This window comes from Streptomyces spongiicola, from assembly GCF_003122365.1.
Lineage (GTDB): Bacteria > Actinomycetota > Actinomycetes > Streptomycetales > Streptomycetaceae > Streptomyces > Streptomyces spongiicola.
Map to the genome: position 1 here is coordinate 2,920,679 of NZ_CP029254.1, position 13,094 is coordinate 2,933,772.

Here is a 13,094-nt window from a genome sequence, read left to right on the forward strand (position 1 = left end):
AGTAGGGAGCCCGGCTCGCGGGGGTCAAGGCTCAGAGCGCGGCAGTTCCCGCCGGCTTGCCATCCGGCTCCTCCACCGGCTTCCCAACGGGCTGCACAACGGGCTCCCCCGCCCGCTCCTCAGCGGGCTTCCCCACGGGATTCCCCGCCGGGGAGGCGCCCGGCGCCGGAACGGGCCCGGTCGCGGCCGTGCCACCGCTCCCTCCGCCGTCCAGCAGCGCCCGGCCCGGCATGGCGTCGAGGAGCGCCCGGGTGTACGGGTCCCGCGGTTCACCGATGACCCGCCGGGCCGATCCCTGCTCCCTGACCCGGCCGTCCCGGACGACGACCACCTCGTCGGCGATCCGCCGCACCACGTTGAGGTCGTGGGTGATGAACAGATAGCTCACCTGTAGTGAGTCCTGGAGGTCCTGGAGCAGGTTGAGGATCTGGGCCTGCACCGACACGTCCAGCGCCGAGGTCGGCTCGTCGCAGATCACCAGGTCGGGACGGGCCGCCAGGGCGCGGGCCACACACAACCGCTGCCGCTGGCCGCCGGAGAACTCACCCGGGTAGCTGTCCGGGGACACGCCCCCCATACCCACCGCGTCCAGCAGTTCGAGGACCCGCTCCCGGCCGCCCTCGCGCCACAGGCCGTGCGCCCGCAGCGGCTCGCCGACGATCTGCTCGACGGTGAAGCGCGGGTCCAGTGAGGCGTAGGGGTCCTGGAAGACGAACCCGATCCCGCGGCGGGCCTCGCGCAGCCGCCGGCCGCCGCGGGGCAGCGGCCTCCCGCCGACCAGCACCCGGCCGCTGTCGGGCCGTTCCAGCCCCGCGACGATTCGGGCCAGTGTGCTCTTGCCGCTGCCGGACTCGCCCACCACCCCGACGGTGCTGCCGGGCGCGACGGTGAGGCTGACCTCGTACAGCGCCTGATGGGTGCCGAAGCGTTTGCTCACGGCGTCCAGCTCGACTATCGGGGTGCTGACCTGAGCGGACATCAGTGGGCCTCCCAGCAGGCGAGAAGGTGGGCCGGTGCACCGTCGGGCAGCGGGTCGCCCGCGGCGGCGCGCACCGGGGGCGCCTCGACGCGGCATCTGTCGGCCGCCTCGGGGCAACGCGGCTCGAAGGGGCAGCCGGGGCCCGCGGAGCGGTCGGAACGGGCTCCGGGGATGGAGACGTAGCGCGTGTGGGGCGCGCCCGCGTAGGCGTCGCGGTAGGTGGCGACGAGACCCCGGGTGTAGGGGTGGCGCGCGCCGCCGAAGAGTTCCGGGGCGGAGGCGTGTTCCACCAGCCTCCCGCCGTAGAGCACCGCCACGGCGTCGGCGATCTCCGCGGTGACGGACAGGTCGTGGGTGATCCAGATGACCGTGATGCCGAACTCCCGCCGCAGTTCGGCGACCAGGGCCAGCACCTCGGCCTGCACCGTCACGTCGAGCGCGGTGGTGGGTTCGTCGGCGATGAGCAGCTGCGGTCGGTGCGCGAGAGCGATGGCGATCATCACACGCTGCCGCATCCCGCCGGACAGCTCGTGGGGGTAGCGGCCGGCGGTCCGCTCGGGGTCGCGGATGCCGACGCGTCCCAGCATCTCCACGGCCCGGTCCCGGGCTTCCCGGCGGCCGTGGCCCTCGGCGATCCGGAACACCTCGGCGATCTGCCGGCCCGCCGTCATCACCGGGTTCAGCGCGGCGAGCGCGTCCTGGGGCAGATAGGCCACCCGGCTGCCGCGCGCCCTGCGCAGCTCCGCGCCGCGGAGCGCGGCCATGTCGACGTCGCCGACGTGGACCGAGCCGCCGGTGACGCGTGCGCCCGGCGGCAGCAAGCGGGACGCGGCGTGGGCGAGGGTGGACTTGCCCGAGCCGGACTCGCCCACCAGGGCGAGGACGCCGCCCGCGGGGACGTCGAGGCTGACCCCGTGGAGCGCGGTCCGCTCGCCGTAGGCGACGGTGAGGTTCTCCACCCTCACCCGTACACCGAGGCGGGCGGGGCCGTCCCCGGCCGGCTGGTCCATGTCCGGGCGGACCGGGCCGCTCCCCGCGGGCCCGTTCACGTCGAGCCGGGCGGGGCCGCTCCCCGCGGGCCCGTTCACGTCCAGCGGGGCGGGGCCGCTCCCCGCGGGCCCGTTCACGCCCGGCGAGGGCCGGCCGGTCTCTGCGGGCTGGTTCATGTCGTCAGCTCCTGACGGGATCGGGGGTCGACGACCGAGCGCAGCGTGTCGGCGAGGAGGTTGCCGAGGACGACGAGGACCGCCGCGACGACGACCGTGCCCATCAGCACCGGCCGGTCCTGGTCGGCGAACGCCGTGACCTGGAGCCGCCCGATACCGGGCCAGCCGAAGATGGTCTCCACGAAGACGACGTTGGACACGAAGATCGCGACGTCCATGCCGGCCATGGTGAGCACCGGCGACAGCGTGCAGCGCAGCACGTGCCGACGCAGTACGGCGGGCCGCGACAGCCCCTTGGCGACGGCGGTACGCACATGGGGGGAGGCCAGTGTCGCGGCCATCCCGTCGCGCACCACGCTCGCGTAGTACGGCACTCCCGTCAGCCCGAGCACGATCGCCGGCAGCACCAGGTGGGCGGCGTCCGCCCCGTTGCTCACCGGGGCGATGCCGAGCCCGTACCCGAAGGCCAGCAGGAACAGATAGCCCAGGGCGAACGCGGGGATCGCCAGCAGCGCGATGTTGGTCATCAGCACGGGCATCAGACGCCTTCCGCGCAGCGCCTCCCAGGTGCCGAGGGCGGCGCCGAGCAGGATCTCCACGAACAGCGCGGCGGCGCACAGCAGCAGGGTCGAGGGGAGCCGGTCGCCGATGAGCGTGGCGACGGGGGTGCCGCGCTGGTAGGACTCGCCGAGGTCACCGGTGAACACCCCCTTGGCGTACTCCCAGTACTGCTCCCACAGGGGTGCGGTCAGGTGCAGCTGCTCCCGGATGCGCTCCACCAGTTCGGGCGTGGCACGGGGGCCGGCGATACCGCGGGCGGGGTCGCCTGGCACGACGTACAGCAGGGCGAAGGTGGCGGTGACGACGACCGCGACGGTCGCCGCGCCGAGCAGCAGCCGCAGTCCCACCTGGCGCGCCGTCCCCCACCGGGCCGCGCCGGAGCGAGAGGCCTTCGGGGAGACGGCTTCCGGGGGCGCGGTCGCCGTGGGGACCGCCTCGGGAGTCACCGCCTCGGGAGTCACCCCCGGCGGCGGCGCGGACTCCGGTTGTCCGGACTTCAGATGTTCAGCCATGAGCGCCTCTCCGATTCCGGGACCATGCGGCTCACGCCCTCGCTGACGAGCACGAAGGACAGCACCAGGGCCACGACCAGGGTGAGCGGGACGAGAAGGAGGCGCGGGGCGAACTCCAGTGCCTGGGCGCCTTCGTTGAGCAGGCTTCCGAGCTCGGGATGGGGCGGTACGACGCCCGCCCCCAGATAGGAGAGGCCTGAGCCGATGACCACGACGGCCGCGCCGTTCAGTGCGGCGATGTTGAGCAGCAGGGTGCGGATGTTGGGCAGGATGTGGCGGAGCATGACCGTGCGCGGCCGTACGCCGTGCACGAGCGCCGCCTCGACGAACGGCCGTCCGCGCAGCCGCAGGGTCTCGCCGTGCACCAGACGGGCCGTCCAGGCCCAGTAGAGGGCGGCGACCACGACCACGATGCCGCCGACGCTGCGGCCGACCACGCTGGCCAGGGCCAGTCCGGAGATGACGGTGGGAACGGACAGGAAGACGTCGACGGTCCGCATCAGGACCTGCTCGGTCACCCCGCGGTAGAAGCCCGCCGTCAGGCCGACGAGGGTGCCGAGCCCGACGGAGCAGACGTTGGCCAGCACGGTGAACTCGAGAGTGGTGCGCAGCCCGTAGGCGGTCCGGGCCAGCAGGTCCCGTCCCAGGACGTCGGTTCCCAGCAGGTAGCCGTGCTCACCCGCGCCGCGCGGCAGGCCGAGTTCGCTGATGCCGTCCCGGTCGATGTGCAGCGGATCGCCGAACAGCGGCGCCGCCAGGGCGAGGACCACGAGGGCCGCGAGGACTGCCAGGCCGGCGGCGACGACCGCGCGGGCGCGCCTCAGCCGCCTGGCGGAGGGACTCTGCGCGGTGGCGGCGGCGGGCCGCTGCGGCAGGAGGGAAACGGTCATGGACTCACCCACAGACGGTCGTAGTAGGACCCCGTCTCGCCCCGCATGTGGTAGTTGCGGACGCGTGGATTGCGGGCGGCGAGGAAGTTGAGGGAGGAGAAGAAGACGCCCGGGGGGTCCTCGGAGAGCAGCTGCTCCGCCCTGGCCAGGAGCCTGTTGCAGTCGGCCATGGTCTGGCTGCGGCGCGCCTCGGCGAGCAGGGCGTCCACGGCCTCGTTGGCGTAGCCGCCGTAGTTGCTCGAGCCGTCCGAGGCGAAGCAGTTGCCTGCGAGGTCGAGGGCGTTGGGGTTGATCATGTACCAGTGCCGGGGGAAGACGTCGCACTGCCCGCTGGCCATTGCCTGGTCCAGGGCGGACTTGGACATCGGGTCGATGGTGACCTCGACCCCGGCCTCCCGCCACTGCTGCTGCACCACCTGGCTGAGCCGCTCCCAGGGGGCGGAGCCGTCGTGGGCGAAGCGCAGCCGCAGGTCGGTGGCACCGGCCTCGGCGAGCAGGCTCCTGGCCCTGTCGATGTCCCGGCGGTAGGGGCGGGCGGTGCGGGGGAAGTCCGGCAGGTGCTTGGGGAAGGGCAGCGGCGATGACTCCTGGCTGCCGTAGGTGAGCCTGCCCAGCACCTCGGTGTCGGTGGCGTGGTTCAGGGCCTGCCGTACGCGCCGGTCGCGCAGGTGCCGGTGCCCGGTGTCGAGACCGATCCAGGACGTGCCCTGGAGCGGGATGGGCACCACGTACCGTTCGCGCAGCTCCGGTTGGGAGTTGATCTGCGGGCCGAGCGCCACCGGGGCGCCCTCCCCCAGCACGTCGAGTTCTCCGCTCATCAGCTGGCGCAGCTGCATCGCCTGCGCGATGCCCCACCGGTACTCCAGCCGCTCGATGAACGGCGTGCCCCGCCAGATGTAGTGGGGGTTGCGCTGGAACACCGCGCGCTGGCGCTTGCGGTCGTACGAAGTGATCACGAAGGGGCCGGTGCCGACCGGCCGGCGGCCGAAGTCCTTGCCCAGCCTGCGTATCTCCTCCATCGGCAGCGCGGCCATGAAGGGCAGGCACAGCACACCGGCGAACGTGATGTCCGGGGCCAGCAGCCGCACCTCCAGCGTGTGGTCGTCGATCCGCCTGAGGCCGGAAACAGACTTGCGCTTCCCCTCGTTGACCTCTAGGGCACCCTCGATGGAGAACAGATAGCTGGCCGCCCACGAGGCAAGCTCGGGGTCCAGCACCCGGGTCCAGGTGGCGATGTAGTCGTCGGCGGTCACGGCGCGGCCGTGGTGGAAGCGCACGCCCGGGCGGAGGTGGACCGTGTAGACGCGGCCGTCCTCGGAGACCTGGGGCAGGCGGGCCGCCGCACTGGGTGCCGGACCTCCCGACTGACCGTCGAACTGGAACAACGGGGTGAACAGCACGCTGGTCGAAACCTCCCAGGCGTGCAGGTCGTAGCCGACGGCCGGGTCGTACGACTGGGCCTCCTCGCTCCATCCGGTGACGACCCGTCCACCGGTGGCGACGGGGCCCGGGGTGCGGGGTCCTGGGCCCGTACGGCCCGGGGTGGACGTCCGGGTCACGGCCGCGGCCCGCTCCGGCCGCTTCGCGTCCGTGCACGCGGCGAGCATCAGTCCCGCGGCTCCCAGCCCGAAGCCGTGGAGCAGAGTGCGGCGTCCGAGAGATTCCTTCATGGCACCTCCTCGTCTCTGAGGATCGAATACTTCCAATATTCGAAAGTCACAATCACCATGCGGACGCACAGTAGAAGGGTGTGGGGTGGATTACAAGACATGCAGCACGTTTCCGGACGACCGTCTTCAGCACGGTTCGGTCACGGGGGGCGCACCCCGGCGGACCCGCTGGTACGCACGGTCGACGGGGCCGGGGCCGGGGCCGGGGCCGGTGGCGGTGGCGGTGGCGGTGGCGGTGGCGGTGGCGGTGGCGGTGGCGGTGGCGGTGGCGGTGGCACGAGGGTGAGCCCGGCAGCCTGTACGCGAAACGCGCGCCCACCGACGGGCACCGCGGGCAGGGCACGGGCCGGCAGGGAGAGTGCGGGCCGCAACCGCTCCGGGGATGCCAGGAGATGCCCCGGGGGCCCCGGAGGTGAGGGCCGGAGGTGAGGGCCGGAGGTGAGGGCCGGAGGCATCGGACCCTCCGGTGTGGCCCCCGGTCCCGGGTTTCGCCGTACAGGAGTCCCCGCACACGACGCGGCGCCGGCCGGGAGCCGCCCCCGGCGCAGCGGGACCTCCGGCCGACGAAGCACCGCGCGCATGACCCCGCGCACCCATGACCGCCTCGCACCTGACCGCCTCGCCCGGGACAGCGACGCCACGCAGGGGACCCGTCAGCCCGGTGCGCGCGGAAGCGCGGGCAGTCGTGCAGGCATGTAGGCGGTGAGCTGCGTGCGGCAGGTGTGCGGGCAGTTCTGCGGGCAGGCACCCGGGAGGCGGACGCGGGCGGGTGCACGCGTTGCCGGGGCGAGGCGGCCGCGCGATGGATTGCGGCGACCGCACCATGCCGCGCCTACGGCCCGGCCGCCGCCCTGCTCCGGCCGTGCTGCCCGCCGCCGGCCATACGCGGTGCGCGGGCACGCCGACGGCCGCGCGACGACGACCGCGCGACGACCGCACGGCGGTGAGCCCGCCGGCCTCCGGCGGCCCGGGGCTCACCCCGGCAGAGCGCCGGAGCAGCCGGAGCGGCCGGAGGAGCCGGAGGAGCGGGAGCAGCCCGTCGGCCGGTGCGGGCGGCTTGCGGGGCTTGCGGGGCTTGCGGGGCTTGCGGGGCTTGCGGGGCTTGCGGGGCTTGCGGGGCGGCGCATTTCCGCCGCCTCACACTCACAACCCTCGATGCACCCGGCTCATACCGCCGGATAGAAGTGGGTGAGCGACTCGGCGACACACGCAGGCTTCGCCGATCCCTCCAGCTCGAAGGTGAAGGCCCGCGTCATCGCGATGCCGCCCCGGCTCACCTGCCGTATCCCGGAGACCTGGGCGTGCAGGCGCACCCGGCTGCCGACGGGCACCGGTGCCGGGAAGCGGACCCGGTCCGTGCCGTAGTTGAGCGCCATCCCCACCCCGGTGACCTGGAGAAGCTCGGAGAAGAGCGGGACGCCCCAGCTCAGGACCATGTAGCCGTGTGCGATGGTCCGGCCGTACGGGCCTCGGGCGGCCCGCTCGGTGTCCGTGTGGATCCACTGGTGGTCGCCGGAGACGTCGGCGAAGGCGTCCACCAGTTCCTGGGTGACCTCGCGCCATCGGGAGCGGCCCAGGTCGCGCCCGGCGAGCTGGGCGATCTCCGCCATTCCGTGGACGGTCAATGCCATGTCGCGGGATGCCTTCTCGTGTGGTGCGGACGATGCACGGGAACTCCTTCACTTCGTGGTGGCCGCGGTGGCGGGCCCGACGGCAAGCGCGGGGCCGGGCAGGGGGCTTCGGGCGGGACTGGCGACAGTCACGGCAGACACGGCAGACACGGCCGGCACGGCCGGCACAGCAGGCGCGGCAGGCGCGGCGGGCACAGGGCACAGCAGGCACGGCGGGCGCCGTGGCGGACGTTTCTGAACCCGCGCCTCCTCGTGCAGGCCTGGCGGCCGCCCGGGCCGCGAGCCGGGCGGGCTCGCTGAGTCCGCCCGGCTCGCGGCCCGATCCGGCTCGCTGCCCGGCCGGCTCCGGCTCCGGCCCCCGGGCCCGCCGCGGTCCCGCTCGCGGTCGTATTCACGCTCACGCTCGCGGGGGCCGTCGGCGGTCCGACGTCAGGGGGCCACCCGTTCGAACACCGCGGCCAGCCCCTGACCGCCCCCGATGCACATCGCCTCCAGTCCGTAGCGGGCCTGCCGCCGGTGCATCTCCCGTGCCAGATGGGCGAGGATGCGGGCACCCGTCGCGCCGAGGGGATGCCCGAGGGAGATCCCGGAACCGTTGACGTTGATCCGCTCGTGGTCGGCTTCGCCCAGGTCGAGCGCCCGTGTGCAGGCCAGGACCTGTGCGGCGAACGCCTCGTTGAGTTCGATGAGGTCCATGTCGGACAGCGCCAGGCCGGCCCGCTCGAGCGCGGTCCGGGTGGCCGGCACCGGGCCGAGGCCCATCCTCGCGGGGGCGACGCCCGCCCGGGCGAAGGACACCAGCCGGAGTACGGGGGTCAGCCCGAGCCGCTCCGCCGTGGCCAGGTCGGTCACCAGGCAGGCGGCCGCCCCGTCGTTCTGCCCGCTGGCGTTCCCCGCGGTGACCGTGGCCCCCGGGTCGGAGTCCTGCATCACGGGGCGCAGTGCCGCCAGTTGCCCGGCCGTGGTGCCCGGGCGCGGATGCTCGTCGGCGGCGACGACGCTCTCCCCCTTGCGGCCGGTCACCGTGACGGGAACGATCTCCTCCTCGAACAGCCCGGCCGCCGCGGCACGTGCGGCGCGCTGCTGGGATCTCAGGGCGAGGGCGTCCTGGTCCGCCCTGCTGATGGAGAACTCGCGCCGCAGGTTCTCGGCGGTCTCCAGCATGCCGCCGGGCACGGGATGGTGGATACCGCCCGCGGTGACCCGCCCGCGCGCCAGGGCGTCATGCAGCATCAGTCCCGGCGAGGTGATGCCGCGGCGCCCCTCGTGGGTGTAGAAGGGGGCGTCGCTCATGACCTCGACGCCCCCGGCGACGACGACCTCGCTGAAGCCGGAGCGGATCTGCATCGCCGCGTCCAGCACGGCCTGGAGTCCGGAGCCGCAGCGGCGGTCGACCTGGGTGCCCGTGACGGACTCCGGCAGACCGGCGTCGAGGGCGGCGACCCGCCCGATCGCGGGCGCGTCGGAGGTCGGGTAGGCGTGGCCGAGGATCACCTCGTCGATCCGCCCGGGGTCGACTCCGCTGCGGGCCACGACCTCCGAGATCACGTGCGCGGCCAGCGCGGCGGGCCGCTGCGACGCCAGCGCGCCGCCGAACCGGCCGATCGGTGTGCGCAGGGGTTCGCAGATGACGATGGGGGCGGGATCGGCGGACATCCCTCGTCCTTTCACCTGGGGTTGGTGTCCCGCCGACCCTCGCACCGCCCGCCGAGGAGGTCCAATACTCAATTGCTACGGCATTGAGACCGATGGCGTCTCAGCACCCTCCGGGCCCGGCGGGATCCCTCACAGCACCGGCGTCGGCAGCGCGGCCTCGGCAACGGCCAGTACGGCGCGCAGCGCGGCGGAGGGGTTGTCCCTGCGCCAGGCGAGGGCGGCGCGGAGCCTGATCGGCTCGCCCGCCAGCGGCCGGTAGACCAGGCCCGTCTGCTGGATGTGCTGGCAGGAGGTGAGCGTCAGCGTCACCCCCACCCCGGCGGCGACCAGGGCCAGGATGGTGTGCGAATCGGGCGCCTCCTGTGTCACCCGGGGGGTGAACCCGGCTCGCTCGCACGTGGCCGCCATGAGGTCGCGCAGGGAGGAGCCCGCGTTGGCGGGGAAACCCACGAACGGCTCCTCGGCCAGGGCCTCCACCGGGATGCGCGTGCGCTGCGTCAGCCGGTGGTCCGACGGCAGGGCGCAGAGGAGTTCCTCTTCGTAGATCACCCTGGTCTCCAGCCCCGGATGAGCCACCGGCAGCCGCACGAAGCCCACGTCCAGTTTTCCCTCCACGACCCGGGTCAGCGCCGCGTTGGCGTACGTCTGGCCCTCCAGGACCAGTTCGATGCCCGGGTGGGCCGCCCTGACGGCCCTGGTCAGCCGGGGGAGGGCCTCGTGGCTCGAGGCACCGGCGAAGCCGACCGTGACCCTCCCGTACTCGCCACGGCCGGCGGCCCTGGCCACCCGGACGGCGATGCCGACGTCCTCCAGCACCGTCCGTACCGGGCGCAGGAAGGCCTGGCCGGCACTGGTGAGCCGTACCGAGCGGGTGTTGCGCTCGAAGAGCTGCACCCCCAGCTCCTTCTCCAGCTGGCGGATCTGCTGGCTGAGCGGCGGCTGCGCCATCTGGAGCCGTCTGGCGGCGCGGCCGAAGTGCAGTTCCTCGGCGACCGCGAGGAACGCCGTCAGATGGCGCAACTCCATCTCGTCACCCAACCCTGTTCCGGCAGCCGCGGGCCGGACCCGGCGACTGATCTACCTGGAGTATCAATGTGAGCCTAATTCGGTATTGGACAGTGATCAATGACTGTTGGCACGGTGTGAGCCACCTCCTCCCCGGACCGGGTGCCGACCGGACCGGATGGAGAGCCGCTCCGGTCGGGCACCGGGCGGCCGCAACCGGCCGCACCCGGCCGCCGGAAACGCCCCGCCCCGCCTACCGCCCCGCCTACCGCCCCGCCTACCGTGTCGCGCCGTCGCGCCTACCGTGTCGCGCCGCCGCGCCGACCGCGGCCGCGGGAACGGCCGGGGCCCAGAAACGAGGTCTCAACGTGCGCATCAGGATCGTCGGCGCCGGCGTCATGGGACGCGGGATCGCCCAGTGGGCGGCGGCCGCCGGTCACACCGTGGAGCTGGGCGACGCCAGGCAGGAGGCGGTCGGCGACGCGATCGGCTTCGTCCGGCGGATGCTCGACCGGTCCGCGGCCAAGGGGCGGCTGACTCCCGAGGCCGCCCGGGCCGCCTCGGAGCGTCTGCTGCCGCTGGACGACGCCTTCGCCCCGGGCGACGGGGTGGAACTCGTCATCGAGGCGGTACGCGAGGACCTCGCCACCAAGACGGACCTGTTCCGGCGGCTGGAGGACGTCCTCCCCGCGCGCACGATCCTCGCGACCAACACCTCGTCCCTCCCGGTGACCCGGGTCGCGGCGGGACTGGCGGACCCCTCCCGGCTGGTCGGCCTGCACTTCTTCAACCCCGTACCGCTGATGAGGATCGTCGAGGTCGTCCCCGGGGTACTGACCCGGCCGGACATCCCGCCCGCACTCGTCGAACTCGTCCAGGCCACCGGCCACTCGGCCGCCGTGGTCGCCGACACCCCCGGCTTCCTCGTCAACCACGCGGGCCGCGGACTCGTCACCGAGGCGCTCGCCCTGCTCGAGGAGTCCGTGTCCGACCCGGCCGGAATCGACCGCATCGCCCGCGACGTCCTGGGACTGCGCATGGGTCCGTTCGAGCTGATGGACCTCACCGGACTCGACGTGACCGACACCGTCATCGACGGCGTGTGGCGGGGCTTCCGGCACTCGGACCGTCTCCGGCCCTCCTACCTCACCCCCAACCGCGTGGCCGCGGGCCTGCACGGCCGCAAGACCGGTCGCGGCTTCTACGACCACGTCGACGGCGCGCAGGCGACCCCGCCGGAGCCGCCGATCACCGGAGACCCCGGCCGCCCCGTACGCGTGGCCGGGCACGGCCCGGACGCCGACGCGCTGCGCCGCACCCTCCGCGAGGACGGGGCCACCCTGGAGGACGACGGAGCCGACCCCTCCGGGCGGGCCGTGGTGCTGGTGCCCACCTGGGGCACCACCCTGGCGGAGCAGATCGCGTCCGCCGGACTGCCCGCCTCCCGCACCGTCGGGGTCGACCCGCTGGCAATGCCCACCGGCCGCCGGGTGCTCGCCTTCACTCCGGCCACCGATCCGGCCGCCGTCCACGACGCCCGGGCCGTTCTCGCCCGTGCCGCCGCCCCGGCACACCACGACGGCACGGACGGACACCGCGCCGTCTCGGTCGTCCGGGACACGGCCGGCTCGGTGGCCCAGCGGCTGCTCGCGTCGATCGTCTCGGTGGCGGCCTCCATCGCCGAGCGCTCCATCGCGACCCCAGCGGCGGTCGACACGGCCGTCACCGCGGGGCTCGGGTACCCGACCGGTCCCCTGGCCTGGGGCGATCGGATCGGTGCCGCACGGATGCTCGCCCTCCAGGCGGGGCTCCACCGCAGCACGGGCGACCCCCGCTACCGGCCCACCCGCTGGGTCACCGAGCGCGTGCACCTCGGCCTCCCGCTCACCGAGCCGGGCCCGGACCCGGTGGCGCTCGGCGCCACCTCACCACCTCCGCGAAGCGGAACCGCCGAACCCACACACGAAGGAGACGGGGCATGAGTCTGCGGATAGTCGTCTGTGTCAAGTACGTTCCCGACGCGACGGGCGACCGGGGCTTCACCGAGGAGCTGACGACCGACCGGGAGGGGGTCGACGGCCTGCTGTCCGAACTCGACGAGCACGCCGTCGAACAGGCCCTGCGGATCGCCGAGAACGCCGAGAACGCAGGGGGCGCAGGAGGCGCAGGAGCCGCAGGGGATTCCGATGGTGGCGGGGGCGGCGGGGGTGGCGGGAACGGCACGGGCCAGGGCGGCGGTGCGGAGATCACCGTACTGACCATGGGGCCCGAGGACGCCCGTGACGCCCTGCGCAAGGCGCTGTCCATGGGCGCGGACAAGGCGGTGCACATCGAGGACGACGAACTGCACGGCACCGACGCGCTCGGCACCTCCCTGGTGCTGGCCAGGGCCGCCGAGCGGATCGGCTACGACCTCGTGGTGTGCGGAATGGCCTCGACCGACGGCGGGATGGGCGTGCTGCCGGCGATGCTGGCCGAGCGTCTGGGCGTCCCCCAGTCCACCCTGCTCTCCGAGGTCCGCGTCGAGGGCGGCAGGGTCACCGGACGGCGTGAGAGCGACACCGCCACGGAACTGCTGGAGACGGCGCTCCCGGCCGTCGTCTCCGTCACCGACCTGTCCGGCGAGGCGCGCTACCCCTCCTTCAAGGGCATCATGGCCGCGAAGAAGAAGCCGATGTCCGTGCTCACGCTGTCCGATCTGGGCATCGAGGCGGCGGAGGTCGGCCTCCGGGGTGCCTGGACCGCGGTCGACCAGGCCACCGAGCGCCCCGCCCGCACCGGCGGCACGATCGTCCAAGACGAGGGCGACGGCGGCAGGAAGCTGGCCGAGTTCCTGGCCGGGCAGAAGTTCGTCTGAGACGGCCCGGCGGCACGGCGCCCCGACACGGCCCGCTGCCCCGTCCCGCCACCACGGCGCCCCGACACACCCCGCAGCCGCGGCCCTCCGCCCGGCTCACTGCCACGACGGCCGCCCCGGTCCACTGCCGCGACGGCCGGCCGCGACCCACTGCCCGCGTCGGCCGG

General features: G+C 73.9%; 10 protein-coding genes. 2 read left to right on the forward strand and 8 right to left on the reverse strand.

Annotated elements, in window-relative coordinates; all coding sequences use genetic code 11:
* Nucleotides 1-31 precede the first annotated feature (31 nt).
* The 8 genes from DDQ41_RS12745 to DDQ41_RS12790 all read right to left on the reverse strand — a co-directional run bounded on the left by DDQ41_RS12745 (nt 32) and on the right by DDQ41_RS12790 (nt 10,091).
* Nucleotides 32-979 (reverse strand): ATP-binding cassette domain-containing protein, encoded by a 948-nt coding sequence (locus DDQ41_RS12745; RefSeq protein WP_262508445.1) that lies wholly within the window; start codon nt 977-979, stop codon nt 32-34.
* Entirely contained in the window at nt 979-2,145 is a 1,167-nt protein-coding gene (locus DDQ41_RS12750) for an ABC transporter ATP-binding protein (RefSeq protein ID WP_262508446.1), read from the reverse strand. Before DDQ41_RS12750 ends, DDQ41_RS12745 begins: the two co-directional genes overlap by 1 nt.
* Complete coding sequence (locus tag DDQ41_RS12755) at nt 2,142-3,218, reverse strand: ABC transporter permease (RefSeq protein WP_262508447.1); 1,077 nt, start codon at nt 3,216-3,218, stop codon at nt 2,142-2,144. The genes DDQ41_RS12750 and DDQ41_RS12755 overlap by 4 nt, the downstream gene beginning before the upstream one ends.
* Nucleotides 3,203-4,108: an ABC transporter permease gene (locus tag DDQ41_RS12760; RefSeq protein WP_109294617.1), complete on the reverse strand. Its 906-nt coding sequence runs from the start codon at nt 4,106-4,108 to the stop codon at nt 3,203-3,205. The genes DDQ41_RS12755 and DDQ41_RS12760 overlap by 16 nt, the downstream gene beginning before the upstream one ends.
* Nucleotides 4,105-5,778: an ABC transporter substrate-binding protein gene (locus DDQ41_RS12765; protein WP_109294618.1), complete on the reverse strand. Its 1,674-nt coding sequence runs from the start codon at nt 5,776-5,778 to the stop codon at nt 4,105-4,107. The genes DDQ41_RS12760 and DDQ41_RS12765 overlap by 4 nt, the downstream gene beginning before the upstream one ends.
* 1,166 nt (nt 5,779-6,944) lie before the next feature.
* Entirely contained in the window at nt 6,945-7,409 is a 465-nt protein-coding gene (locus DDQ41_RS12775; RefSeq protein WP_109294620.1) for a MaoC family dehydratase, read from the reverse strand.
* A gap of 429 nt (nt 7,410-7,838) precedes the next feature.
* Nucleotides 7,839-9,065 carry an acetyl-CoA C-acetyltransferase gene (locus DDQ41_RS12785; RefSeq protein WP_109294621.1) on the reverse strand — a complete coding sequence of 409 codons (1,227 nt, stop codon included), beginning with the start codon at nt 9,063-9,065 and terminating at the stop codon, nt 7,839-7,841.
* Nucleotides 9,066-9,194: 129 nt separating this feature from the next.
* On the reverse strand, nt 9,195-10,091 hold the full coding sequence (locus DDQ41_RS12790; protein ID WP_109297703.1) for a LysR family transcriptional regulator: 897 nt from the start codon (nt 10,089-10,091) through the stop codon (nt 9,195-9,197).
* Between the two features lie 347 nt (nt 10,092-10,438).
* Here DDQ41_RS12790 and DDQ41_RS12795 point away from each other — a divergent pair, with 347 nt between their 5' ends.
* Nucleotides 10,439-12,052: a 3-hydroxyacyl-CoA dehydrogenase gene (locus DDQ41_RS12795; protein ID WP_109294622.1), complete on the forward strand. Its 1,614-nt coding sequence runs from the start codon at nt 10,439-10,441 to the stop codon at nt 12,050-12,052.
* Entirely contained in the window at nt 12,049-12,927 is an 879-nt protein-coding gene (locus tag DDQ41_RS12800) for an electron transfer flavoprotein subunit beta/FixA family protein (protein ID WP_109294623.1), read from the forward strand. The genes DDQ41_RS12795 and DDQ41_RS12800 overlap by 4 nt, the downstream gene beginning before the upstream one ends.
* Nucleotides 12,928-13,094 lie beyond the last annotated feature (167 nt).

Excerpts from the sequence above, each read along its gene's own strand:
- DDQ41_RS12790 (WP_109297703.1), bottom strand. The coding sequence starts at position 10,091 with ATGGAGTTGCGCCATCTGACGGCGTTCCTCGCGGTCGCCGAGGAACTG.
- DDQ41_RS12785 (WP_109294621.1), bottom strand. The coding sequence starts at position 9,065 with ATGTCCGCCGATCCCGCCCCCATCGTCATCTGCGAACCCCTGCGCACA.
- DDQ41_RS12775 (WP_109294620.1), bottom strand. The coding sequence starts at position 7,409 with ATGGCATTGACCGTCCACGGAATGGCGGAGATCGCCCAGCTCGCCGGG.
- DDQ41_RS12765 (WP_109294618.1), bottom strand. The coding sequence starts at position 5,778 with ATGAAGGAATCTCTCGGACGCCGCACTCTGCTCCACGGCTTCGGGCTG.
- DDQ41_RS12745 (WP_262508445.1), bottom strand. The coding sequence starts at position 979 with ATGTCCGCTCAGGTCAGCACCCCGATAGTCGAGCTGGACGCCGTGAGC.
- DDQ41_RS12755 (WP_262508447.1), bottom strand. The coding sequence starts at position 3,218 with ATGGCTGAACATCTGAAGTCCGGACAACCGGAGTCCGCGCCGCCGCCG.
- DDQ41_RS12760 (WP_109294617.1), bottom strand. The coding sequence starts at position 4,108 with ATGACCGTTTCCCTCCTGCCGCAGCGGCCCGCCGCCGCCACCGCGCAG.
- DDQ41_RS12750 (WP_262508446.1), bottom strand. The coding sequence starts at position 2,145 with ATGAACCAGCCCGCAGAGACCGGCCGGCCCTCGCCGGGCGTGAACGGG.
- DDQ41_RS12800 (WP_109294623.1), top strand. The coding sequence starts at position 12,049 with ATGAGTCTGCGGATAGTCGTCTGTGTCAAGTACGTTCCCGACGCGACG.